17 protein-coding genes are annotated in these 25501 nt (G+C 67.0%); 5 read left to right on the top strand and 12 right to left on the bottom strand.

Annotated features, from left to right (window positions below):
- Positions 1–242 precede the first annotated feature (242 nt).
- The 4 genes from ACZL02_RS13985 to trxB all read right to left on the bottom strand — a co-directional run bounded on the left by ACZL02_RS13985 (position 243) and on the right by trxB (position 6723).
- Positions 243–1139: a LysR family transcriptional regulator gene (locus tag ACZL02_RS13985; RefSeq protein ID WP_472932937.1), complete on the bottom strand. Its 897-nt coding sequence runs from the start codon at positions 1137–1139 to the stop codon at positions 243–245.
- A 317-nt stretch (positions 1140–1456) separates the two neighbouring features.
- Complete coding sequence (locus ACZL02_RS13980; RefSeq protein ID WP_472936883.1) at positions 1457–2875, bottom strand: virulence factor family protein; 1419 nt, start codon at positions 2873–2875, stop codon at positions 1457–1459.
- A complete protein-coding gene (gene mprF, locus ACZL02_RS13975) occupies positions 2875–5496 on the bottom strand; it encodes a bifunctional lysylphosphatidylglycerol flippase/synthetase MprF (RefSeq protein WP_472936884.1) in 2622 nt (873 codons plus the stop codon). The genes ACZL02_RS13980 and mprF overlap by 1 nt, the downstream gene beginning before the upstream one ends.
- A 255-nt stretch (positions 5497–5751) precedes the next feature.
- Positions 5752–6723: a thioredoxin-disulfide reductase gene (gene trxB / locus ACZL02_RS13970; RefSeq protein ID WP_472936885.1), complete on the bottom strand. Its 972-nt coding sequence runs from the start codon at positions 6721–6723 to the stop codon at positions 5752–5754.
- A 270-nt stretch (positions 6724–6993) separates the two neighbouring features.
- On the opposite strand from trxB, the gene ACZL02_RS13965 reads away from it, so the two are divergent.
- Positions 6994–7884, top strand: a complete 891-nt coding sequence (locus tag ACZL02_RS13965; RefSeq protein ID WP_472936886.1) for a glycosyltransferase family 25 protein — start codon at positions 6994–6996, stop codon at positions 7882–7884.
- Here the strand turns inward: ACZL02_RS13965 and ACZL02_RS13960 are convergent.
- From ACZL02_RS13960 to ACZL02_RS13945, 4 genes are all read right to left on the bottom strand, one after another.
- The gene (locus ACZL02_RS13960; RefSeq protein ID WP_472936887.1) at positions 7854–8906 is read right to left on the bottom strand and encodes a glycosyltransferase family 4 protein; all 1053 of its coding nucleotides are present in this window, start codon (positions 8904–8906) and stop codon (positions 7854–7856) included. The two genes, ACZL02_RS13965 and ACZL02_RS13960, sit on opposite strands and share 31 nt — an antisense overlap.
- 49 nt (positions 8907–8955) lie before the next feature.
- The gene (greA, locus tag ACZL02_RS13955; protein WP_472932926.1) at positions 8956–9435 is read right to left on the bottom strand and encodes a transcription elongation factor GreA; all 480 of its coding nucleotides are present in this window, start codon (positions 9433–9435) and stop codon (positions 8956–8958) included.
- A 280-nt stretch (positions 9436–9715) separates the two neighbouring features.
- A complete protein-coding gene (carB, locus tag ACZL02_RS13950) occupies positions 9716–13147 on the bottom strand; it encodes a carbamoyl-phosphate synthase large subunit (protein ID WP_472936888.1) in 3432 nt (1143 codons plus the stop codon).
- Positions 13148–13363: 216 nt separating this feature from the next.
- Positions 13364–13732, bottom strand: a complete 369-nt coding sequence (locus ACZL02_RS13945; protein WP_472936889.1) for a helix-turn-helix transcriptional regulator — start codon at positions 13730–13732, stop codon at positions 13364–13366.
- Positions 13733–13994: 262 nt separating this feature from the next.
- On the opposite strand from ACZL02_RS13945, the gene ACZL02_RS13940 reads away from it, so the two are divergent.
- The gene (locus tag ACZL02_RS13940; RefSeq protein WP_472936890.1) at positions 13995–14132 is read left to right on the top strand and encodes a hypothetical protein; all 138 of its coding nucleotides are present in this window, start codon (positions 13995–13997) and stop codon (positions 14130–14132) included.
- A gap of 71 nt (positions 14133–14203) precedes the next feature.
- Here the strand turns inward: ACZL02_RS13940 and carA are convergent, their stop codons facing one another.
- Entirely contained in the window at positions 14204–15379 is a 1176-nt protein-coding gene (carA, locus tag ACZL02_RS13935; protein ID WP_472936891.1) for a glutamine-hydrolyzing carbamoyl-phosphate synthase small subunit, read from the bottom strand.
- A 306-nt stretch (positions 15380–15685) separates the two neighbouring features.
- Between carA and ACZL02_RS13930 the strand changes: the two genes are divergently transcribed.
- Positions 15686–16135: a GatB/YqeY domain-containing protein gene (locus ACZL02_RS13930; protein ID WP_472932916.1), complete on the top strand. Its 450-nt coding sequence runs from the start codon at positions 15686–15688 to the stop codon at positions 16133–16135.
- 6 nt (positions 16136–16141) lie between these two features.
- On the opposite strand, the gene ACZL02_RS13925 is transcribed toward ACZL02_RS13930, so the two are convergent.
- Both ACZL02_RS13925 and ACZL02_RS13920 read right to left on the bottom strand, forming a co-directional pair.
- Positions 16142–16864, bottom strand: coding sequence for an LrgB family protein (locus tag ACZL02_RS13925; protein WP_472936892.1), 723 nt, complete (start codon positions 16862–16864; stop codon positions 16142–16144).
- Positions 16854–17204, bottom strand: a complete 351-nt coding sequence (locus tag ACZL02_RS13920; RefSeq protein ID WP_472936893.1) for a CidA/LrgA family protein — start codon at positions 17202–17204, stop codon at positions 16854–16856. The genes ACZL02_RS13925 and ACZL02_RS13920 overlap by 11 nt, the downstream gene beginning before the upstream one ends.
- 167 nt (positions 17205–17371) lie before the next feature.
- On the opposite strand from ACZL02_RS13920, the gene dnaG reads away from it, so the two are divergent.
- Both dnaG and rpoD read left to right on the top strand, forming a co-directional pair.
- Positions 17372–19333, top strand: coding sequence for a DNA primase (dnaG, locus tag ACZL02_RS13915; RefSeq protein ID WP_472936894.1), 1962 nt, complete (start codon positions 17372–17374; stop codon positions 19331–19333).
- Positions 19334–19672: 339 nt separating this feature from the next.
- Complete coding sequence (gene rpoD / locus ACZL02_RS13910) at positions 19673–21649, top strand: RNA polymerase sigma factor RpoD (protein WP_472936895.1); 1977 nt, start codon at positions 19673–19675, stop codon at positions 21647–21649.
- A 326-nt stretch (positions 21650–21975) separates the two neighbouring features.
- Here the strand turns inward: rpoD and uca are convergent, their stop codons facing one another.
- Positions 21976–25500, bottom strand: a complete 3525-nt coding sequence (uca, locus tag ACZL02_RS13905; RefSeq protein ID WP_472936896.1) for an urea carboxylase — start codon at positions 25498–25500, stop codon at positions 21976–21978.
- Position 25501 lies beyond the last annotated feature (1 nt).

The following is a 25501-nucleotide window of genomic DNA, read 5'->3' as shown; positions in this document are numbered from 1 at the left end:
AAAAGAGATCTGCAAGGCAGATCCTTGGGAGGAGATGCTCGAAGCGGTCCGGTGGGAGGAGGTACCTTCCCGCGTTCGATGGGATGAGGCTACCAGTCCTGTTCGCCCCGACTACTGGCAATAAGACATGCCTGCCATGCATGAAATGCATAGGAAGTAGGCGCCGTGGCGATCTGTCTGTTTGATGGGCATTCGAATTGGCCTGGATCAGGGCGAGATCCTTGATCGTCGCCTGTCGACGTTCAGTACGACCAGGTCCGCGCCTTCGAGATCAGGAAGTCGCGGAAAACCTTGAGCTTTGCCGAGTTTCTGAGCTGCTCGGGGTAGCAGAGATAGGTGTCGAAGGTCGGCATCTCCATTTCCGGGAGCACCTGGACCAGCTTGGAGTTCTTGTCGATCATGTAGTCCGGCAGCAGCGCCAGGCCGATGCCGCGCTCGATCGCCGCCTTGATCGACATGAGGTTGTTGATCTGCAGGATCGAGGAACGCGACTGGCCGTCCGGCAGCCCGACGGTCTCCAGCGTGTTGAGGTTGCGCAGGTATTGCGGCGCCGGCTCGCCGAAGGTGATCAGCCGGTGCTGGCTGAGGTCCTGTACCGTCTCGGGCGTGCCGAAGCGCTGGAGGTAGGTCGGCGCGGCATAGACATGCAGGTGCACGGTGAACAGCCGACGCTGGATGAGGTCGGGCTGCTGTGGCTGGCGCAAGCGGATTGCCGCATCGGCCTTGCGCATGGTCAGGTCGATTTCCTCGTTGTCGAGGACCAGCTGAAGCTCGAGTTCGGGGTAGAGCTCGAGAAACTCCTTGGCGCGCTCGGTGAGCCAGCCGGAGCCGAGGCCGACGGTCGTCGTCACCCGCAGCCGGCCTGTCGGCTTCTCCCGCGTCTCGGTCAGCTGCATGCGGACCATTTCCAGCCGCTTCAGGACCTCCGCCGCCGTCTGGAACAGCAGTTCGCCTTGCTCGGACAGCACCAGCCCGCGGGCATGGCGGTGGAACAACGGTGCGCCGATCTCCTGCTCCAGCGAGGCGACCTGGCGGCTGATCGCCGACTGGCTGAGGTTGAGCACGTCCGCGGCATGGGTGAAGGAGCCGGCCTCGGCTGCGGCATGGAAAATCCGCAGCTTGTCCCAGTCGAGCGCCATCCTGGTTTCTCCCTGCCTGCCAGCCTTATCGAGCCTTCGGCTCTTCGTTGTCCAGCCGACGTTTGCCGTACCGCGACGGTCAAGCCGCGCGTCCTGCATCCCGTTCCCTCCATCGTAGACCGCATCCAGATGGGGGGATCAAGGCACGACGGGCATATTCGATCGCCGAAGCCCGAGAAGCCGGTTGCAAAGGCTCTCGAGCGCCGTGCATCCGATCGGATGCACAAGAGATGCTCTATCTTTTTGAAACTAGCGCCTCTTTCTTTGATGGGGTGAGACCACCCCATCGCCGGATGCTCTGGCGCGGCGAAACGCCTTCAGGGCTTGGCTTTCAGCCGGGCGTCGAGACCCGCGAGGATCTTGGCGCCGATGGCAGAGTAGTCGCCATCGAAGTGGTGGCCACCTTCGGTTGGGATAAGCTCGGCGCCGGATGCCTTGAGGTCGGGGCAGATCGTGTCGTCGTCCTCGGTGCCGTAGACGCACTGGATCAGCTTGGCGTCGATCTTGGCGACCTGGGCGACGTTCGAGGCGTCGTCGTCGTCGACCCCGAGCCAGCCCATGACCGAGATCTGGAAGTTGGCCGATTTCGACAGGGCCAGCAGCGAGAGCTCGGCGACCTTGGCCTTGTCGGCGGCCGGCAGCAGATTGTACGTGGTCGGCAGGACATCGGCGCCGAAGGAATAGCCGACCAGCAGCACGTGCTTCACGCCCCAGCGCTTGGTGTAGAACTCGATGATCCGCGAGAGGTCGGCGGCCGTCTCCTTGGGCGTGCGCTCCGACCAGAAATACCTGAGGGCATCGACGCCGATGGTCGGCATGCCCTCGTCCTGGAAGGCCTGGCCGATCTCCTTGTCGATATCGCGCCAGCCGCCGTCGCCGGAGTAGATGATCGCCATCGTGTCGCGCGTCGGCTTGGTTTCGAGAATGCTGAGCGGCAGGCCGAGCTCGTCCGAGCTCGAGGTCGCCATCGCCGCGTCGATCGCGTCGGCGAGCGCTGCGGCCGCAGCATTGTCGCTCTCGGTGACGGTGATGTCGTCGTGCGCCTTTACCAGCGCTTCGACGTGGGCGCGCCCGTCCGCCGGTGCCGTCGGCGTCAGGACGACGGTGACGGGATCGGGCAGGTCGCCATCGGCCAGGCCATAGGTCGAGATCGCGCCCGCCTGCGCGCGCGCGGCATCCGTGCAGAGCTCCTTCGCCAGCGGGATGCCGCCTTGCGGATCGACTGCGATGGTGTGCTGGATGGTGGCATCGGGCGTCTGGGCCGCGATCGCGAGCGCCAACGCGCCGCCGGCGCCAAGGCCGGCGACGATCGGCAGATGGTAGATGCTGCCGCCGACCGACCGCTGGACCTGCTGGCTGAGGCTTTCGATGTCGGAGACCATGTAGACGCAGTCGTCCTGGTCCTTCTCCAGCGCGGGGTAGTATTCCTTGAGATCGATGCCGATGACGAAGGCGCCCTTGCCGGAAAGGTCGTCCGCCAGCGTCGTCTCCGCCTGCGTCCATCCCGCCTGGTCCGACAGCAGCACGACCATCGCCTTCGCCTCGCCCTTCGGCATGACGATGTGCTGCTGCGGGATCATGCCATAGTCGAACGGGGCGGCGGTGCCATCCGCAGCCGGTGCCGCAGCCGTGGCCGGTGCGGGGGCCGGGGCGACGGGGGCTGCCGGGGCGGTCTGCGCCAGAGCGGGGGCCGAGAGCGCGAGCAGCGCCGCGAGCATGCTGGAACGAACGGACATCACCTGCGCACCACTCCCTTGAAGCCGCCGCCGATCTGCAAGGTCACGTCCATCAGCGCGAGGGCGGGGCTGAGGCTGCCGGACGTCGTCATGTAGCGCGGCTTCCATTCCGGGTGGAATTTGGCCTTGAAGGCGCGCAGACCCTTGAAGTTGTAATACTTTTCGCCGTGCTCGTAGAGCGTCGTGCCGATCCGGTCCCAGATCGGGGCATGCCGGTTGCCGGACATTCCCGACAGCGGCGCCATGCCCATGTTGAACCGCTTGAAGCCGGCTTCCTTCAGGTGCTCCAAAAGCAGCACGAACAGGAAGTCCATCGAGCCGCCGGGCGCATCGGGATGGAAGCGCATCAGGTCGACCGAGGACTCGTCCTTGGTGTCGGTCACCATCAGCGTGGCGAAGGCGACGATATGGCCATCCTTGCGCAGAACCGCGACGGGTTGCGCCTTGACGTAGGCTTCGTCGAACGCGCCGAGCGAGAACGCCTTCTCGCTCGCCATGTGGCGCGCCAGCCAGGCGTCGGAGACGGCCTTCAGCTCGTCATAGGCCGCGGGAACGTCCGCCTGCTCGATGACGGAAAATTCCAGCCCGTCGCGCTGGCCGCGGGTCTTCGCCTGGCGAAGGCCGGCGCGCTTGCCACCGGCGAGGTTGAACTTGCCGAGGTCGATCATCGCGAGTTCGCCGAGCTTGAACGCCCGCATGCCGGCATCGGCATAGATCGACAGGGCCTCGGGCGAGACCTGGTAGAAGACGCCGCGGCAGCCGCAGCCATGCGCCATCTCGACGAACTGCCAGACCAGTTCCGGCCAGGCGTCGCGCGGCCCGATGGGATCGAACAGGGCGATCAGCGAGCGGTTGCGGCGGGCGTACATGATGAAGGCGCGGCCATCCTTGGAGAACAGCACGCTCTTGTCGGCCATCCGCACCAGATTGCCGTCGGCACATTCCTGCTGCCGCACGATCTCCGCCGCCCGGTCGATGTCGTTCGCAACGGGGTCCTCGATCCGCCCGATCGCCGGGCGCACCAGGCTCCAGATGGCGAGGCCGCTGGCGAGGATGGTGATGCCGAGCATCGCGCGCAGGCTGCGCGGGGCCTCGGAGGTGAACTCGAACTGCCACCAGAGCTCGTTGCCGTACTCGACGTCGCGGTAGACGAAGAGGAGGACGATCACCGCGCTGACGCAGATCGTCAGCATCGCGGCGATCCAGGGGCCGGTCAGCGCCTGGCGGAAGATCGAGGCTGGGCGGCTGAATTCCTTGCGGGTGGCGATAAGCGCCAGCGCGAAGAACAGCAGCAGCGCCGCTTCGTGCACCGCGACGGCCTGAACCAGCGCCATCAGCATCGCCGCGACCGTCGTCGTCAGCGCCACCAGCCAGGCACCGTCGAGCCGCTGGGCGAGGCCCCGCGACATCACCAGGAAGACCAGGCCAAGGAGGCTCGTCAGGAAGTGCGCGCCCTCGACGATGAACAGCGGCACGACATCCTGCAGGGCTTCGAGATCTGACGTCGGCGTCGGCGTGACGCTGGAAAGGATCAGCATCAGGCCGAAGACCAGCGACAGCGTCGCCAGCACCGGCGGGGCCAGCCGGCGTCCGGCCAGCTTCAGCTCGGTGCCCATGCTGGCGCTGAGGGCGCCGCGGAGTTCTGCGAGGCTGACGAAGACCGCGGCGCAGAGCAGCGGCAGCAGATAGTAGATCACCCGGTAGAGGACCAGTGCGCCGAGCACGCGGTCGATGTCGACGGTAGAGCCGAGCGCCGCGACGATCACCGTCTCGAACACGCCGAGCCCGGCCGGCACATGGCTGAGCACGCCGATGGCGATCGCCACCGCGTAGATGCACACGAAGGTCGGAAAACCGATCTCGGTCGGCGGGAGGAGGACGTAGAGCACCGCGCCGGACGCGCAGACGTCGATCACGGTGGCGGCGAACTGGCGCAGCACCAGCGTCCGCGAGGGCAGGCGGAAGCCGAAACGGCCGAGCCGGACAGGATGGCCGTCGCGGCCGATGACCGCGAGCGCCACGACGGGCAGCAGGCCGACCACGGCCAGCAGGCGCAGCGTCAGCGGCGGCAAGCCGAGATAGGGCGAGGCCGTGCCGGCGATGAACAGGACGCCGAGCGCCGACAGCGTCAAAAGACCGAGGCCGAAGGCGACGGTGACGAAGGCGATGACCTTGGCGATCTCCTCCGGCGTCAGGCCGAGGCGGGTGTAGCCACGGTAGCGAATAGCGCCGCCCGAGAGCGGGCCGAAACCCGCGGTATTGCCGACGGCATAGGCGCACAGCGCCGTCGCGGCGACCGCGGGATAGGAGAGTTTCCGCCCGACATAGGAGAGCGCGCCGACGTCGTAGAAGGTCAGGCTGACGAAGCTGACGATCGTGAAACCAACCGCCAGCGTGACCGCGGGCCAGCCGGTGGCATCGAAGGCGGCGATGACGTCGTCGTAGCGGACTTCGGCGGTCAGGCGCATCAAGGCAAAGGCGGCGATCGCAAGCACCGCCACGACGGCAGCGATGCCGATGATCGAGCGGTGCGCGGAAAGCCACTCCCCGGCAACGGCAAGCCGCGAAGCCGGGGCGGCTCCCGACGGCTCCGGATTGATCGACGTGTCGGTGGAACTCATCAAACCCCCTTCGACCGGCTACTCCGCCGTCCGATCCTTGCCCGGCCGGTTGCCCGCCCGGTTCTGCGCTCAGCCGGTTCGGCTATCCGCAGACGCGCCATTGCATCGGAGGAAGGTGAGGCGGAATTACGGTGCGGTGCCCCGCTTCAGGGCGCTCCAACGGCCGATATAGCAAACCGCCGCAGGAGCGAAGCTTGATTTCGATAGCAAGGATTAATGTCTGGCTACTGAATGGCGTGGCGCGGCGATGCCGAGCTATTCAGCCGCCTGCCGTTCCTCGTCCATCGCCGCGGCGGCAAGCCACTTCTCGGCCTCCAGCGCGGCCATGCAGCCAAGACCGGCGGCCGTCACCGCCTGGCGGAATACGTCGTCGGCGACATCACCCGCGGCGAACACGCCGGGGACCGAGGTCTGCGTCGTGCCGGGCTCGACCCAGAGATAGCCCGAGTCCTTCTGCCGCAGCTTGCCGGTGAACAGTTCGACCGCCGGGGCGTGGCCGATGGCAACGAACACGCCGTGCGTCGGCTTCTCGGTCAGGGCGCCGGAAATCCGGTCGCGCAGCCGGATGCCGGTGACGGACTTCATCGGCTTGGTCGTGCCAAGGATCTCGTCGACCTCGGCGTTCCAGATTACGCTGACATTGTCCTTGGCGGCAAGTCGCTCGCGCAGGATGCGTTCGGCCCGGAAACTGTCGCGGCGGTGGACGACGGTAACCGAGCTGGCGATGTGCGACAGGTAGAGTGCCTCCTCGACCGCCGTATTGCCGCCGCCGACGACGACGACATCCTTGCCGCGGTAGAAGAACCCGTCGCAGGTCGCGCAGGCCGAAACGCCAAAACCCTGGAAATGCTGCTCGGACTCAAGGCCCAGCCACTTGGCCTGGGCGCCGGTCGCGATGATCAGGGAATCGCAGGTGTAGACCGTGCCGCTGTCGCCGCGCAGCCGGAACGGCCGGCGATCGAGGTCGACCTCGACGATGAGGTCGCTGGCGAACTCGGTGCCGACGTGCAGGGCCTGCGCCTTCATCTGCTCCATCAGCCAGGGGCCCTGGATCGGATCGGCGAAGCCCGGATAGTTCTCGACGTCGGTCGTGATGGTCAGCTGGCCGCCCTCCTGCAGGCCGGCCACCAGCAGGGGCTTCATCATCGCCCGCGCGGCGTAGATCGCCGCGGTGTAGCCGGCAGGGCCGGAACCGATGATCAGGACGGGGGCGTGGCGCTCGGTCATCTGCAACTCGGACAAGGAGAGGCGGGACACCCTCAGATGGCCGCGCGGCCGCGGGCATTCAAGGCTGGCGTCTTCCATAGCCGGGGGCAGGGGGGCTGACAACACGACAGCCGGCAGAAGCGGTGGAGGAGACGGTTCTCCCGCGGCCGGTCGATCGCCGGATGTTGACCGCCAGACTGAAGGCGGGAAGGGTTTCGCTCCCCCGCCATCCCGGCTAGAGGAGGGCGATCGCCGAGGCGACCGATCCTGATCCTGCCTGAATGGGGCCCCATGCCGAGCCACAGTCCGCCGCCGCTTTCGCCAGGGGAAGCCGAGCTTCTGCCGGCTGGCGACGTTGCCGGTATGCGGTCGCCGGTGCGGAGCGCCTTCATCAATCTCGGGCGCGCGGCCGAGCGGCGCCAGTTCATGGAACGCCAGGGCGAGCGGCTGGGGTTGCGGCTCGAGCGGATGGCGGCGGTCGAGGCCGCCGACATCACCGATGCCACGGCGGCAAGGATCGGCCGCTCCTGGGAGCGCCCGCTGACCAAGCCAGAGCTCGGCTGCTTCCTGTCGCACCAGGCGCTGTGGTGCGAGATCGCGGATGGCGCGGACCCTGTGCTGGTGCTCGAGGACGACGTGATGCTGTCGCCGCGGCTGCCGAGCCTTCTCGACCAGGTTGCGGGCCTTGCCGGCGTCGATCTCCTCAACCTCGAGAATTTCGAGCGGCGGCGATTTCTCAACCGCGAGCGGCGGAAACTCCGCGATGGCCTGTCCCTGCTCGGGGTCTCCCGCGACAAGTCCGGCTCGGCCGCCTACCTGCTCTGGCCCGAGGGTGCACGCAAGCTGTTGCTCCGGGCGGAGCGCGGCGCTGCCCCGGTCGATGCTTTTCTGCATGGCCTGAAAGTGCTCGCCTCCTTCCAGATCGAGCCGGCGCTGGCGATGCAGGTGCATCTCCTGGCGCAGCGCGGCCTTCCCGTGCCGATCCCGACGGCGACGTCGATCCAGGTGCCGCGCGGGCGGCTGCCGGTGACGCGGGCGAACCTGCCGTTCCATCTTCGCCGGGCCGCGACCCAGGTCCGGCTGATGGGGGAGCATGCCCGGCGGGCGCTAGGCTATCGCTACCGTCTGGTCGACATCGTCGAGGCCGAGTTTCAGCTGCCGGCAGACCAAAGCCGATCGTAGACGGCCCCGATCTCCGCCGCCTCGCGCGACAGCGGAAACTTGGCGCGTACATGGGCAAGGGCAGCAAGGCCCGCTGCGTCACGCAGGGCGCCCTCGGCAAGATACGGCTCGATCGCAGCGGCCATCGCGCCGACATTGTCAATTGGAACCACGCTGCCCGTGACGCCCTCGACGATCAGCTCACGAAACGCGCCGGCGTCCGAGGCAACGACGGGCGTGCCCGCCGCCATCGCTTCCAGCGGGGTCAGCCCGAAGCCCTCGTTGCGGGGCGGTGCGACATAGAGATCGAAGCGCTGGAACCAGGCGGCGATGTCATCGACCTCGCCGACGAAGAGAATACGATCGACAAGTCCTGCCTTGGTGACCGCCGCGCGCAATTCTTTCTCGAAGTCCACGTGTTCGGCCGTCGTTCGTCCCGTGACGACCGCCGTCCATTCGGGGTGCCGCGGCAGCAGCGCGATCATCGCGGCGACGAAGATGTCGGTGCCCTTCTGGTGCCGGATCCGGCCGGAACAGCCGACGACCAGCCGGCCGTCGAGCGTCTCGAGGGCGGGAGAGGGCGTCCCGCGTGGAACCGGCGAGAAGGCGTCGAGGTCGATGCCGTGCAGGATGACCGTTGCGGGCCGCTCGAGAAACGCCGCGCTGCGGCCGCTGGTGGCGATGATCGCGTCCATGCGGCGGATCAGGAAGCGGGTCCACGCCGTATGACGACGCTGCGCAGCGGAGGTGAAGACGAGCTTCAGACGCATCCGCAGGAGATCGCGCAACACGAGGCCGCCCAGCATCTCGGTGTTTCTGCGGGCGTGCCAGATGCGGAACGGCCGCCGGGCCGGCTTCGACCAGAGCCCGAACAGCTGCGGCCAGCGCAGCTTCGGCAGGTGATCCGGCAGGCCGGGGCCGAGCGTCGCAATGCCGATCGAACGGCGTTGCAATGGCACCAGCTGGATGATCGTCGAGGTGACGCCGGACAGGCGGCGCTTGAAGTTCGGGGCAATCACCTCGACGTCGCGGATCTTCATCAAACCATCTCGTCCGACCCGGGCGATCTCCCGGGAAGGGGAGACCAGCGCCTTAGCGCTGGCCCCAGCGCAGCTCGATGATCTCGTAGGAGCGCGCGCCACCGGGCGCCGCTACCTCGACCGTGTCGCCTTCGCCCTTGCCGATCAGGGCGCGGGCAATCGGCGAGGAAATCGAGATGCGACCTTGCTTCACGTCGGCCTCCTGATCGCCAACGATCTGGTAGATCTTCTCTTCCTCGGTATCCTCGTCGATCAGCTTGACCGTCGCGCCGAACTTGATCTTCTCGCCCGACAGCTTGGCGACGTCGATCACCTCGGCGCGCGCGGTGAAGTCCTCGAGCTCGGAGATGCGGCCCTCGTTCAGGCTCTGCGACTCCTTGGCCGCGTGATACTCGGCATTCTCCGAAAGGTCGCCGTGCGCGCGGGCTTCCGAAATCGCCGCGATGATCCGCGGACGTTCCTCCTGCTGGCGGCGACGCAGCTCTTCCTTGAGCGTCTCGAAGCCTGCACTCGTCATCGGGACCTTTTCCATGCCCTCACCCTTTCAAACCGCCGGCCGTCGGGCCGGTGATCACTTTTCGATCGACCGGACGAAGCCCGGCGCACAAAACAAACCGGTCCCGGGCGGAAACCCGACCGGAACCAGCGGCAAATCGCGATTGGCGGCCTTGCAGCCACACCGGGGAATGATGGGGCGGACCCAGCCGCCTGTCAAACATCCCGTTCTATAGACGGACAAGTATGCCAGTCGGCCGCCACGCCAAGGCCTTCCGGCTGGAAGCTTTCCGACAGCCGGGAAACGCCAGTCCGGTTCAGGCGGTCGCGAAGTACGACTGCAGGGCCCGCACTTCCAGACTTCCCGCCTTCAAGGCCTCGATCGCCTCGGAGGCTGCGATCATGCCGGCGAGCGTGGTGTAGTAGGGCACCTTGTGGATCAGCGCGGCGCGGCGCAGCGAACGCGAATCCGAAAGCGCCTTTGCGCCTTCCGTGGTGTTGAAGACCAGCTGCACCTGGCGGTTCCGGATGGCGTCCTCGATGTGCGGACGGCCTTCGAGCACCTTGTTGATCTTCTCGGCCGCGATGCCTTGCTCGACCAGGTAGCGCTGCGTGCCCCCGGTCGCGACGATGCGGAAGCCGAGCCCGAAGAGCTTGCGGATCGGCGCCAGCGCCCGTTCCTTGTCGCCGTCACGCACCGAGATGAACACGGTGCCGGCGGTCGGCAAGTCGATCGAGGAGCCGAGCTGCGACTTGGCGAAGGCCACCGCGAAGCTGGTGTCGAGGCCCATGACCTCGCCGGTCGAGCGCATTTCCGGTCCGAGCAGCGTGTCGACGCCGGGGAAGCGGGCGAAGGGGAATACCGCCTCCTTGACCGCGATGTGCTTCAGCGTCCGCCAGTTCGGCTTGCCGCCATAGGCCGCGAAGGCGTCGTCGAGGCTCTCGCCGGCCATGATGCGCGAGGCGATCTTGGCGATCGGCGAGCCGATGGTCTTGGCGACGAAGGGCACGGTGCGCGAGGCCCGCGGGTTGACCTCGAGCACGTAGATCTCGTCGCCCTTGATCGCAAACTGAACGTTCATCAGGCCGACGACCTTCAAGCCGATCGCCATCTCGCGGGTCTGGCGTTCCAGCTCGTCGACGATCTCGTCGGAGAGCGAATGCACCGGCAGAGAGCAGGCGCTGTCGCCGGAGTGGATGCCGGCCTCTTCGATGTGCTCCAGGATGCCAGCGACGAAGGTCGTGGTGCCGTCGCTGAGGCAGTCGACGTCGACCTCGATCGCGTCCGAGAGATAGCTGTCGATCAGCACCGGCGACTTGCCGGAGACCACCACCGCCTCGGTGATGTAGCGCTCGAACTGCGGGCCGTTGCGCACGATCTCCATCGCGCGGCCGCCGAGCACGTAGGACGGGCGGATGACGACGGGGTAGCCGACGCGCTCGACGATGACGCGGGCCTCGTCAACCGAGCGGGCGATGCCGTTGTTCGGCTGGCGCAGCTTCAGGTCGTTGAGGAAATGCTGGAAGCGGTCGCGGTCTTCGGCAAGATCGATCGCGTCGGGCGAGGTGCCGAGGATCGGGATGCCGGCCTTCTCCAGGCTCTCGGCGAGCTTCAGCGGGGTCTGGCCGCCAAGCTGCACGATGACGCCGTGCAGCGTGCCGCGGCTCTGCTCGAGGCGCAGAATCTCCAGCACGTCCTCGCCGGTCAGCGGCTCGAAGTAGAGCCGGTCGGAGGTGTCGTAGTCGGTCGACACGGTCTCCGGGTTGCAGTTGATCATGATGGCTTCATAGCCCGCATCCTTCAGCGCGAAGGCGGCGTGGCAGCAGCAATAGTCGAACTCGATGCCCTGGCCGATGCGGTTGGGACCGCCGCCGAGGATCACGACCTTCTTTGCGTCGGAGACGTCGGCCTCGGAGCGGAGCGCTCCGGCGAACGGGCGTTCATAGGTCGAGTACATGTAGGGCGTCGGCGAGGCGAACTCGGCGGCGCAGGTATCGATGCGCTTGAACACCGGGTGCACGTCGAGCTTGGCGCGCTGGGCGTAGACGTCCTCTTCTTCCTTGCCGATCAGCGTGGCGAGGCGGGCGTCGGAGAAGCCGACCGACTTCAAGAAGCGGAAGTTCTCGGCATCGTCCGGCAGGCCGTGCTCGCGCACCTTGGCTTCCAGGTCGATCAGCGACTTGATGCGGGCGATGAACCAGGGGTCGATCTTGCAGGACTGGTGCACCTGCTCCTCGGACGTGCCCATGCGCAGCGCCTGGGCGACCATCAGCAGGCGGTCGGGCGTCGGCGTGCCGAGCGCGGCGCGGATGGCGTTCTTGTCGTCGCCCTCGCCGATGCCGGGGATCTTGATCTCGTCGAGGCCGGTGAGGCCGGTCTCTAGGCCGCGCAATGCCTTCTGCAGCGACTCCTCGAAGGTTCGGCCGATCGCCATGACCTCGCCGACCGACTTCATGGCGGTGGTCAGCAGCGGCTCGGCGCCCGGGAACTTCTCGAAGGCGAAGCGCGGGATCTTGGTGACGACGTAGTCGATCGACGGCTCGAACGAGGCAGGCGTCGCGCCGCCGGTGATGTCGTTGTCGAGTTCGTCCAGGGTATAGCCGACGGCGAGCTTGGCGGCGATCTTGGCGATCGGAAAGCCGGTGGCCTTGGAGGCCAGCGCCGAGGAGCGCGACACGCGCGGGTTCATCTCGATGACGACGAGGCGTCCGTCCGCCGGGTTTACCGCGAACTGGACGTTGGAGCCGCCGGTCTCGACGCCGATCTCGCGCAGCACCGCGATCGAGGCGTTGCGCATCACCTGGTATTCCTTGTCGGTCAAGGTGAGGGCGGGCGCGACGGTGATGCTGTCGCCGGTGTGGACGCCCATCGGGTCGATGTTCTCGATCGAGCAGACGATGATGCAGTTGTCCGCCTTGTCGCGGACGACTTCCATCTCGTATTCCTTCCAGCCGAGGACGCTTTCCTCGATCAGCACTTCGGTCGTCGGCGAGGCGTCGAGGCCACCCTCGACGATTTCGAAGAATTCGTTGCGGTTGTAGGCGATGCCGCCGCCGGTGCCGCCCATGGTGAAGGACGGGCGAATGATGGCGGGGAGGCCGACCTCCTCGAGCGCCGTCGCCGCGGCGGCGAGCGCGCGGCCCATGTAGCGCTGCTTGCGGTCGCCTTCGCCGGCGATCCACTCGGCTTCGAGCTTGGCAAGGATCGCGCTGCGCTCGTCCTCGTCGGTCGTGCCGGCGAGGACGGCGGCCTTCTTGTCCTCGTGCGCCTTCTTGTCGGCGCTCTTCGCCTCGGTGGCGTTGGCGAGCAGCGACTTCGGCGTCTCGAGGTTGATGCGCTTCATCGCCTCGCGGAACAGCGCGCGGTCCTCGGCCATGTCGATCGCGTCGGCGTCGGCGCCGATCATCTCGACATTGTACTTCTCGAGGACGCCCATGCGGCGGAGCGACAGCGCCGTGTTCAGCGCGGTCTGGCCGCCCATCGTCGGCAGCAGCGCGTCCGGGCGCTCCTTGGCGATGATCTTGGCGACGACTTCCGGCGTGATCGGCTCGATATAGGTCGCGTCGGCGAGATCGGGATCGGTCATGATCGTCGCCGGGTTGGAGTTGACCAGGATGATCCGGTAACCCTCTTCCTTCAGCGCCTTACAGGCCTGGGTGCCGGAATAGTCGAACTCGCAGGCCTGACCGATGATGATGGGCCCCGCGCCGATGATCAGGATGGAGCGAATGTCTGTCCGTTTCGGCATGGCGGGTCTTTCCTCGGCGTCCAGTTTCCGCGCGAAAATACGGTCGCGCAAAACGCGACCGCTCGGGGGCTTGGAAGATTCTTCAGGCTAAGGCCGGCTTATAGGCAAAAGACAGCGGAAGCGAAAGGGCAGAATGACAGCCGGCGTGCCGAGGCGCCGCCTGCCAAGCGCCCTTGTCGATGCCGGCCGATGATCCGCGGTTTGCCCGCGCCGGGCTCAGCCCTTGGCTGCAGGCTTTGTCGCCGTGGCCCTGGCCTTCGCCCGCGGCTTCGCCGCTTTCTCCGGAGCGTCCTTCTTGGAGACGGCATCCGCGGCCGCGACCGGCTCGTCCGCCGGTGCTTCGGCCGGTTCGATCGGCTCAGGCGGGGAAATCGTCTCGGCCATCTGGCCGTCGTAGGAGGTGTAGCCGAGCGTCACGGCGAGGCAGGCGAGCTCGACCGTCTTCGGGATCTCGACGGGCTTGCCGTCCCGATCGCCCTTTTCGTAGTACTGGATGACGCGCTTCTTCAGGCCGAGTTTCTCGGCGGCGTCCTTCTGTTTCCAGCCGAGCGCCTTGCGCCAGCCCCGAAAATCTTCCGCTTGCATCTGAGCTCCCAGCCCTGTTGTCCTGCCATGGCGCGGCGCAGCCGAGGGGCGTTGCCGCAGGCCTTTCCAGATGCCGGACGGGGCGACAAGCCCCAGTTCAGCGATCTCCGCTATATATGCACGAAGTGCGCCTTTGTGTCCATTGACATGACGCACGAAGTGCACATTATGGTCACCACTGCCTCTTCGCATACTCCGCATGAAGCCGACCGCCGACCGCCTGCTCCCGGGCCCGGCGCATCTCTCCGTTTAGAGAAAGGCAATGTCCATGCTTGTCGACATCATCCTCGCCCGAAGCGCCTATGGCGGCGATCGCGACCGCGACGATCTCCACCGCCATGCCACCTTCTATTGCCATCTGCGGCTGTTCGTCCGCCGGCTTCTGAGGTTGCATAGATGAGGTTCATGAAAGACTGAAGGCGCCCGGAGTGACCCGGGCGCCTTCGTCGTTTTCAGCGGTGCGGGCTGCTGTCAGGCCGCCTTGTGCGCGTCGATCAGCTCGAAGAACCGGTTGAACAGGTAGTGCGAGTCCTGCGGGCCGGGCGAGGCCTCCGGGTGATGCTGCACCGAGAACACCGGCGCGCCCTTGACCTTGAGGCCGCAGTTCGACTGGTCGAACAGTGAGATATGGGTTTCTTCCACCGTATCCGGCAGCGAGCCGGACTCGACTGCGAAGCCGTGGTTCATCGACACGATCTCGACCTTGCCGGTGGTGAAGTCCTTCACCGGATGGTTAGCGCCGTGGTGGCCCTGGTGCATCTTGGAGGTCTGGCCACCGAGCGCCAGCGCCAGCATCTGGTGGCCGAGGCAGATCCCGAACATCGGCACGCCGGTGTCGATCAGCCCCTGGATCGTCGGCACCGCGTAGACGCCGGTCGCCGCCGGATCACCCGGGCCGTTGGACAGGAAGACGCCGTCCGGCTTGTGCGCCATGACTTCTTCGACCGTCGCCGTCGGCGGCATCAGGATGACGCGGGCGCCCCGTCCGGTCATCAGGCGCAGGATGTTGCGCTTGGTGCCGTAGTCGATGGCGACGACGGTGTAGCGCGGTTCCGCCTCGCTGGCGTAGCCGACGTTCCACTCCCACGGCTTCTCCTCCCAGACCACCGACTGGCCGGTGGCGACGTCCTTGGCGAGGTCGAGACCGACGAGGCCCGACCAGGCCTTCGCCCGCGCCTTCAGCGCCTCGACGTCGAAATTGCCGTCGGGATCGTGGGCGATCACCGCGTTCGGCATGCCGTTGTCGCGGATGTGGGCGGTGAGGGCGCGGGTGTCGATGCCCGACAGCGCGATGACGCCGCGCTTCTTCAGCCAGGCATCGAGGTGACCGGCCGACCGATAGTTCGAGGGCTCGGAGACCTCGGCGCGCAGGATGCAGCCGACGGCGCCGTGCGCGTTCGCCGGCACCATGTCCTCGGTGTCCTCGTCGTTCGCGCCGACATTGCCGATGTGCGGGAAGGTGAAGGTGACGATCTGCTTGGCATAGGAGGGGTCGGTCAGGATCTCCTGGTAGCCGGTGAGCGCCGTGTTGAAGCAGACCTCGCCCTCGGTCGCGCCGATCGCCCCGAGGCCGTCGCCCTCGATCACGGTGCCGTCGGCGAGGACCAGCAGCGCGGTCGGTTTGCGTTTCGTCCAGCCTTCGGTCATCGCGGTGCCCTCTCGGTGTATAGTCCTGCCAGGAAAGGCGTCCCTGCCGGGGCGGGAAAGCCAGGCGGGCACGCGCGGTCGGGCGCAGGAAAAATGTGCATCCTGCGGGATATCAACCTTCCCCGTGCGAACTGCAAGTCTCTTGCGCGGGTTTCCCCGTCCCTCTACATCGCGGACACGATCCCGGATCGATGCAGCAGCGGTGCGCCGGGTCTTTTCGGCCGCGCTCCCTGTATCCGCCGACGCCAGCCGGCGTGGCCCCGGGCAAGCAGCAAAACCTATAAGAACAGAGCGAAGGAGCCCCCGATGCGCGACACGATCACCAATGCCCTCAAGGATGCGATGAAGGCCGGGGACAAGACCCGCACCGGCACGCTGCGCCTCGTCAACGCGGCGATCAAGGACAAGGACATCGCCAACCGCGGCTCGGGCCGCGACGCGGCGAGCGAGGACGAGATCGTCCAGATTCTGGGCAAGATGACAAAGCAGCGCGAGGAATCGGCGAAGATCTACGAGGACAATGCGCGTCCCGAACTTGCCGCCAAGGAGCGCGAGGAGATCGCCATCATCGCCGATTTCATGCCGCAGCAGATGGCCGAGGGCGACACCGAGGCGGCGATCGCCGCGGTCATCGCCGACATCGGCGCCGCCGGCATGAAGGACATGGGCAAGGTGATGACCGCGCTGAAGGAGCGCCATGCCGGGCAGATGGATTTCGGCAAGGCCAACGGCGTGGTCAAGCGGCTGCTGAGCTGACGCCGGTCAGAACAGCAGCGACCAGAGCACCGGCAGCAGGATGGCGGTGGCAAGGGCGTTGAGCCCCATTGCGAGCCCCGAGAATGCGCCGGCGATCTCGCTTTCCTGCAAGGCGCGGGCGGTGCCGATTCCGTGCGAGGCGGTGCCCATGGCAAAGCCGCGGGCGATCGGGCTGCGGATGCCGGCGAGATCCAGCGCGGCCGGCCCGAGCGAGGCGCCGAGGATGCCGGTGGCGATGACGAAGACGGCGGTGAGCGAGGGCACGCCGCCGAGCTTTTCGGCAATGCCCATGGCGACCGGGGCGGTGACCGACTTCGGCGCCAGCGCGATCAGGCTGATCCGGTCGACGCCGAAAGCCCAGCCGATGCCGACGGCGGTGACCATGGCGGTGAGCGATCCCGTCAGCAGGCTGGCGACCACGGCGAGCGCATTTTGCCGGACGCGCTCGAACTGCCGGTAGAGCGGGATCGCCAGCGCGACCGTCGCCGGCCCGAGCAGGAAATGGATGAACTGGGCGCCCTGGAAGTAGGTCTGGTAGGGCATCCCGGTCGCCTCCAGCAGCGCGACGACCATGACCACGGTCAAGAGCACCGGGTTCAGCAGCGCGACGAAGCCCGACCGCCGGTAGACGGCGAAGGCGAGCTGGTAGAGCACCAGCGTCAAGGTCAGGGAGAGCAGCGGCGAGGCCGCGAGGTAGACCCAGACGTCGCGCAGCGTTTCAGTCGGCATCGCGGCGTCCCCCGGTCATCGCCCGCATCACGAGCGCGGTCACGAGGATCGTCGCCAGCGTCGACAGGATGAGCGCTGCCCCCAGCCCAAGCGCGTTCTCCTCGAGCCGGCCGACATGCATCATGATCCCGGCCCCGGCCGGCACGAACAGCAGCGACAGATGTTGCAGCAGCCCGTCGCCGACCTTGCCGATCTCCGTCGGAACCGAGCCCCTCACCAGCAGGCAGAGGAAGAGCAGCGCCATCCCGATGACCGGCCCGGGCAACGGCAGGCCGAGCCCGACAGTGATCATCTCCCCGGCAAGCTGGCAGACGAAGATGGCGGTAAGGGCTGCGAGCATGGCGGATCCGAACGGGGTGAGGGCCCTACCTTCTTGCCGCCGGCGCGCAGGAAGCGCCATGCTTTTGCCGCGCTGCCGCCTGTGAATCGCGGTGACAACCCCCGGCAGACACCACATCTTGACGGTCGGCGTGGTATGGCTGCGCCTCACAAGCTTCCGAAAGACCCATGCGCTTCTCCCCGAGCTTCCTCGACGATATCCGCGACCGGGTGCCGATCTCCGACGTGATCGGCCGGCGCGTCACCTGGGACCGTAAAAAGTCGCAGCCCGGCAAAGGAGATTTCTGGGCCTGCTGCCCGTTCCACAGCGAGAAGTCGCCGTCGTTCCACTGCGAGGACCAGAAGGGCCGCTACCACTGCTTCGGCTGCGGCGTCTCGGGCGACCATTTCCGCTTCCTCGTCGAAGCCGAGGGAATGTCGTTTCCCGAGGCGGTCGAGCGAATGGCCGGCGAGGCCGGGTTGGCGCTGCCCGAAAGGGATGCCGCAGCGGAAAAGCGCGACGAGCAGCGCGCGACCATTCTCGATGCGCTGAAGCTTTCGGCCGAGTTCTTCGCCGGCGTGCTGCAGGAAGCGGACGGCGCCAAGGCGCGCGCCTATCTCCGCGATCGCGGCCTCAACCCGGCGACGCAGAAGCTGTTCGGCCTCGGCTACGCGCCCGACAGCCGCAACCGTCTGAAGGAGTTTCTTTCCGGGCGCGGCGTCGGCAAGGCGGAGGTAGAGGCGTCCGGCATGGTGGTGCACGGCGAGGGCATCGCCGTCTCCTACGACCGGTTCCGCGACCGGGTAATGTTTCCGATAGCCGACGCGCAGGAGCGGATCATCGCCTTCGGCGGCCGGGCGCTGTCGTCCGAGATCTCGGCGAAGTACCTCAACTCCCCGGAGACCGACGTCTTCCACAAGGGCGCGACGCTGTTCAACATAGCCCGCGCCCGCCGCGCAGTAAAATCCGCCGGCACGCTGGTCGTCGTCGAGGGCTACATGGACACCATCGCGCTCCACCAGGCGGGGTTCGAGAACGTCGTGGCGCCGCTCGGCACGGCGCTGACCGATCGCCAGCTGGAGCTGCTCTGGCGCAACGCCGCCGAGCCGATCCTCTGCTTCGACGGCGATGCGGCCGGCATCAAGGCCGCCCACCGTGCCGCCGAGCTGGCGCTGCCGCTGCTGAAGCCCGGCCGCTCGCTGCGCTTCGCGCTGCTGCCGGACGGCAAGGACCCCGACGATCTCGTGCGCGAGAACGGGCCCGAGGCGTTCCGCGAGGTGCTGGCGGCGGCCCGACCACTCGCCGATCTCCTCTGGATGCGCGAGACCGCGGGCGGCAGCTTCGATACGCCCGAGCGGCGCGCCGACCTCGAGCATCGGCTGAAGGCGCTGGCCCGGGTCGTCGGCGACGAGAGCGTGCGGCGGCATTACCTGCAGGACGTCGAGGACCGGCTGCGCAGCTTCTTCGGGTCCGGGCGCGGATCTTCGGGCAAGGGGCAAGGCGGCGGGAATGGCGGCGAGCGGTTCTCCAAGGGGCAGCGGCAAGGCGGCGACAACGGGCCGGGCAAGCCCGGTGGCGGCATGCGCCGGTCGGTGGTCTCCGACAGGCTGACCCGCTCCAGCCTGATGAAGCGCGCCGGGCTGCAGGATGCGGCGCTGCGCGAGGTCACCATCGTCATCGGCTTCGTCAACCATCCGCTCCTGTTCCACGAGGCCTTCGACTACTTCGCGGATCTGGAACTGCCGGCGGGCGATCTCGCCCATCTACGCTCGGCCGTGCTCGACATCTATGCCGAGCACCATCCGACCTCGCGCGAGGAGCTGCTTGCGCATTTGCCGGCCAAGGGCGTCGGGACGATCTACGAGGCTTACCAGCAGCGGCTGCGCGAGCTCCGCCTGTGGACCGTGCTGGAGACGGCGGCGCCCGAGGATGCGCGCGAGGCGGTGCGCCAAGCGCTTCACTTGCATCACCGCTTCCGCTCCCTAAATAAAGAACTCCGCAGCGCCGAAGAAGCATTGGGACGTCAGCCGTCGGAGACGGCCTACGCCCACGTCGTCGAGGTGAAGCGGGAAATTGACACCCTCAGCGGTACGGAGGCTCTGATCGACGGTTTCGGCATTTTGTCGGGTCGAGCGACGAAGGCCTACTAAAGAATCGCAATCTGATTCGAAAACCGCTATGGGGCCTGTCATACCAGGGAAAAATCTGTGGTTCTGCAGGCGGGTCGGCATTGAAATGCCGGATTTCCAGCCCAGCTGCCTGTCGAGACGACTGGTTTGTAACGGTTTTACATCGTTCGAGCTTGAAATGATTGGAAGACGCGCCTTCTAACCAAGGCGTGAGCAGGTTTTCCCGAGACTTTCGAGGGATGCTTGTCGGTAGGGTTAAGCGAACGTTTACGGTCGGCGCCTAAGGCAAGGTACGGGAGCGCAGTCGTGCGATCCGGAGCGACCTTTGCGGGCACGGCGCGCGAACTGGAGAGAAGACGCATGGCAACTAAGGTCAAAGAAAGCGAAGCGGTCGTCGAAGAGCGTCCGGAGACGCCGGACGGCCCTCTGCTCGACCTTTCCGATGATGCCGTCAAAAAGATGATCAAGGCCGCCAAGAAGCGCGGCTTTGTGACGATGGACAAGCTCAACTCGGTGCTGACGGCCGACGACGTGACCTCGGAGCAGATCGAGGACACGATGGCTATGTTGAACGACATGGGCATCAACGTCGTCGAGGAAGAAGAGAGCGACGACGCCGAGGAGAAGGAAGAGAAGGAAGAGGGCTCGACGGAAGTCGCCGAGGCCGGTCCTTCCGCCGTCGCGACTACCACCAAGAAAGAGGCGACCGATCGTACCGACGATCCGGTTCGCATGTACCTGCGCGAGATGGGCTCGGTCGAGCTCCTGTCGCGCGAGGGCGAAATTGCGATCGCCAAGCGCATCGAGGCCGGCCGCGAGACGATGATCGCCGGGCTCTGCGAGAGCCCGCTGACCTTCCAGGCCATCATCATCTGGCGCGACGAGCTGAACGAGGGCAACATCATGTTGCGCGAGGTCATCGACCTCGAGGCGACCTATGCCGGCCCCGAAGCCAAGCTGCCGGTCGTGGCCGTGCCAGAGGCGGAAGCCGCGCCGGAAGCCCTTCCGGTGCCGGGCGCTCCGCGCGGCGACGATGACGACGATGACGACGACGAGTTCGAGAACTCGCTGTCGCTCGCTGCGATGGAGGCCGAGATCCGGCCGCAGGTCATCGAGACCTTCGACGTCATCGCCGACAGCTACAAGCGCCTGCGCAAGCTGCAGGACCAGCAGGTCGAGAACCGGCTGGCCGCGACCGGCACGCTGTCGCCCTCTCAGGAGCGCAGCTACAAGAAGCTCAAGGAAGAGCTGATAACGGCGGTCAAGAGCCTGTCGCTCAACCAGAACCGCATCGATGCCCTGGTCGCCCAGCTCTATGACATCAACAAGCGGCTGGTCGGCAACGAAGGCAAGTTGCTGCGCCTCGCCGAGAGCTATGGCGTGAAGCGCGAGGAGTTTCTGAAGAGCTATCAGGGCTCGGAGCTCGACCCGAACTGGACGCGGCACATCGCCAACCTTGCCGGCAAGGGCTGGCTGAAGTTCGTCCAGAGCGAGAAGGACTCGATCAAGACCCTTCGGCAGGACATCCAGAATCTCGCGACCGAGACCGGCCTCGAGATCACGGAATTCCGCCGCATCGTCCACATGGTGCAGAAAGGCGAGCGCGAGGCCCGTCAAGCGAAGAAGGAAATGGTCGAGGCGAACCTGCGTCTCGTCATCTCGATCGCCAAGAAATACACCAACCGCGGCCTGCAGTTCCTGGATCTCATTCAGGAAGGCAATATCGGCCTGATGAAGGCCGTCGACAAGTTCGAGTATCGCCGCGGCTACAAGTTCTCGACCTATGCGACGTGGTGGATCCGCCAGGCGATTACCCGCTCGATCGCCGATCAGGCTCGCACGATTCGTATTCCCGTGCACATGATCGAGACGATCAACAAGATCGTTCGGACCTCGCGCCAGATGCTGCACGAGATCGGCCGCGAGCCGACCCCGGAAGAGTTGGCCGAGAAGCTGGCGATGCCGCTGGAGAAGGTCCGCAAGGTCCTGAAGATCGCCAAGGAGCCGATCTCGCTCGAGACCCCGGTCGGCGATGAGGAAGACAGCCATCTCGGCGACTTCATCGAGGACAAGAACGCGATCCTGCCGATCGATGCGGCGATCCAGGCGAACCTCCGCGAGACCACGACGCGGGTGCTCGCGTCGCTGACGCCGCGCGAGGAGCGCGTGCTGCGCATGCGCTTCGGCATCGGCATGAACACCGATCACACGCTGGAAGAAGTCGGCCAGCAATTCTCTGTGACGCGCGAGCGCATCCGCCAGATCGAGGCCAAGGCACTGCGCAAGCTGAAGCACCCGAGCCGGTCGCGCAAGCTGCGCTCGTTCCTCGACAGCTGATCGCCAGCGTTGCCCGACTCGTCGAGCAAGACGTTTCAAGAAGGCGGCCCGCGAGGGTCGCCTTTTTTCATGCCGGTAATGCGGTCAGGCCTTGGCGTAACGCGGCGGGCTGGCGGCCAGCGTTGCGGTGGCCCGTGGGCGCGACAGGATCGAAACGACGATCAGGCTGACGTGCCCGGCCGTGAATAAGAAATGGATCATCGCTTCCTCTCCCTGCATCGTCCAGCTGGGCAGCCGAGGTTCTTTTAGATCGCGCCGGCCCTGTCGATCTCCTCACGGGGGACAACCGAGCAACGGCGAGTGGCCGCGGCTGACTTTCTGCCCCGTCACGGCACCGTTTCGACGACGGCGAGAACGTCGCCGGCCCGGAGCTGGCGGCCGGGTTTGACGCGGTAGTCGACCAGCCGGCCGCGCGCGAGCGCCGGAATGGCGATCTCCATCTTCATCGATTCGAGAATCGCGATGGTATCGCCGATCTCGACCATCGCGCCGGGCTCGGCGGTGAGCTTCCAGACGCTGCCGGGGACGTGCGTCGTCAGTGCGACACAGCCGGCGGGGAGGGCGGCGCCGTCGGCATCGATGGTCTCGGCGGGTTCGGCGAAGTCGTCGATGCCGCTGTCCTTCCACCGCTGCCGCTCGGCGTCGAAGGCCTCCTGCTGGCGCGACTTGGTGGCGCGGATCGCTGGATCGTTCGCCGCCAGCATGGCGAGATGGTCCCCGTAGCGGAAGGCCGTCTCCTCGATGCGGATGGGATAGGCGCCGTGCGGAAAGGCAGCGCGCGCTTCCGCCAGCTCGGCCCCGTCGACCGGGTGGAAGCGGATCTGGTCGAAGAAGCGCAGCAGCCAGGGGTTCTCGAAGTCGGGCGTGCGGCGCCAGCTGTTCCACATCTGGATGGTCCGCCCGAACAGCTGGTAGCCGCCGGGTCCCTCCATCCCGTAGATGCACATGTAGGCGCCGCCGATACCGACCGCGTTCTCCGGTGTCCAGGTCCGCGCGGGATTGTACTTCGTCGTCACCAGCCGGTGCCGCGGGTCGAGCGGCGTCGCCACCGGTGCGCCGAGATAGACGTCGCCGAGCCCCATCACGAGATAGCTGGCGTCGAAGATCGTGCGCTTCACCGCGGCCTCGTCGTCGAGGCCGTTGATGCGGCGGATGAACTCGATGTTGTCGGGGCACCAGGGCGCGTTCGGTCGAACCAGTTCCTGGTACTTTCGGGCTGCCAGCTGGATCTCTGGGTCGTTCCACGACAGCGGCAGGTGCACGATGCGGCTGGGCACCACGACGTCCTCGACCGAGGGCAGGCCCTCTTCGATTTCCGCCAGCGCGCCGAGAAGTTTTGCGCGTGACAGCGTTGCGGGATCGTAGTGGACCTGCAGCGAGCGGATGCCGGGCGTCAGGTCGACGACGCCGGGCAGGCGCATTTGCTGCAAGGCCTGCATCAGCCCGTGCGCCCGCAGCCGCAGCCCGATGTCGAGCGACATGGCGCCGTATTCGACGAGAAGGTTGGCGTCGCCTTGCCGGCGATAGACGACGTCTTCCGCGCGCGCGAGGATCGGCGAGCCGACATCCTTGCGGGTGACGATCGTCGGCCCCGCGATCGGATCGTCCGGCCGGGCGACCGGGCGGAAGCGGACGCTGTCGCCGGGTTTCAGCTGGCCGATCTTCCAGAGGTCCTCGGCCGCGACCACCGCCGGGCAGACGAAGCCGCCGAGGCTCGGACCGTCGGGGCCTAGGATGATCGGCGTGTCGCCGGTGAAGTCGATCGCGCCGATGGCATAGGCGTTGTCGTGGAGGTTCGAGGGATGGAGCCCCGCCTCGCCGCCATCTGCGCGCGCCCATTCGGGCTTGGGGCCGATCAGCCGGACGCCGGTGCGGGCGCTGTTGAAATGTACCTCGTAGGGCTCGGTGAAAAGGGTGTCGATGTCCCCGTCGGTAAAGAAGTCGGGCGCGCCGTGCGGTCCGGTGACGACCGCGAGATCCCAGGCGTCAGTCAGCGGCGGTAGGTCGAGCGGCGCCGGCTCGGCGACCGGCTTCGTGCTGCCGAAAGCCAGGATGTCGCCGGGCGTCAGCGTCCCCGTGGCATGGCCGCCGAAGCCGCCGAGCGCGAAAGTGGCCCGGGAGCCGAAGACCTCTGGCGCGTCGAAGGCACCGCGGACCGCGAGATAGGTCCGCTGGCCGGGACCGGCGATGGCACCGAGCGTCAGCGTCTCGCCGGCCGCGATCGACACCGGCTCGCTGTACGGGACGACGCGTCCACCGACATCGGCCGGCATGGCCGCCCCCGCCAGCGCGATCACCGCATCGGCGTGGAATTTCAGCGTCGGGCCGGAGACGGTCATCTCCAGCGCCGTGGCATCCTGGTGATTGCCGACGATGCGGTTGGCGAGACGGAGGGCGACGGCGTCCATCGGGCCGCTCGGCGGCACGCCGACGTGCCAGAGGCCGAGGCGGCCCGGCAGTTCCTGCAGGCTCGACTGGGCGCCCGGCAGGATCACCTCGGCCGCGGCCGGCCGGTAGGGGAACTGGCCGAGCACCGAGGTCGCGACGGCCCCTTCTGCAAACATCGGACTGGCAGCGATGGCGCGGAGATAGCCGAGATTGGTCTCGATGCCCGAGATCGCCGTCGCCGCGAGCGCGGCCCGGAGCGTCGCCAGCGCGCCGGCGCGGTCGGGCCCGCTGGCGATGAGTTTCGCCAGCATCGGGTCGTAGAACGGCGTGACGTCGCTGCCCGCCTCGATCCAGCCGTCGACCCGCACGCCGGGCATCGCGGGGAAGGTAACCTCGGTCAGCCGGCCGGCGCTGGGGCGGAACCCCTGCAGCGCGCTCTCGGCGTAGACCCGCACCTCGATCGCGGCACCTTTCGGCACCACCGGCGTTCGTTCGGCCAGCATGTCCTCGCCGGCGGCCTGGCGGATCATCCATTCGACGAGGTCGATGCCGGTCACCGCCTCGGTGACGGGGTGCTCCACCTGCAGCCGCGTGTTCACCTCGAGAAAGGCGAAGTCGCCGCGCGAGACGTCGTAGACGAACTCGACCGTGCCGGCGGACTCGTAGGAGACGCTTTGGCCGAGCGCCACGGCAGCGTCCGCCAGCGCCTGGCGCACCGCATCGGAAATGCCGGGCGCCGGCGTCTCCTCCACCACCTTCTGGTGCCGGCGCTGCAGCGAGCAGTCGCGCTCGCCGAGCGCCATCACCGCGCCGCGGCCATTGCCGAAGATCTGCACCTCGATGTGCCGGGCTTCGGCGACGTAGCGTTCGAGATAGACGCGGGCATCGCCAAAGCTCTGCCGCGCCATCCGCTGGACGACCGCGAACTTCGCGGCGAGTTCGGCCGCATCGAAGCAGAGCTGCATGCCGATGCCGCCGCCGCCGGCGGTGGATTTCAGCATCACGGGAAAGCCGATGCGTTCGGCCGCCGCAAAGGCCGCCGCGACATCGCCTAGAAGGCCCGATCCCGGCAGCAGCGGCACGCCGGAGGCTTCCGCCAGAGCGCGCGCTGTGTGCTTCAGGCCGAAGGCCTCGAGATGCTCCGGCCGCGGGCCGATGAAGGCGATGCCCTCGGCGGCGAGTGCCCGGGCGAAGCCGGCATTCTCGGACAGGAAGCCGTAGCCGGGATGCACGGCGTCGGCGCCGGTCCGCCGGCAGGCGTCGAGGATGCGCTCGGTGACGAGATAGCTCTCCGCCGCCGGTGCCGGGCCGATCACGACGTGCTCGTCGGCCTCCAGCACCGCGCGGTGGAAGCGGTCGGCTTCGGAGGCGACGGCGACCGAGGCGATGCCCATCTTCCGCAACGTGCGCGCGACGCGGCCGACGATCTCGCCGCGGTTGGCGATGAGGACCTTTCTAAACATG

The organism is Mesocryomonas fontinalis, from assembly GCF_055730125.2.
This window is presented reverse-complemented; position numbering and strand designations above follow the sequence as displayed.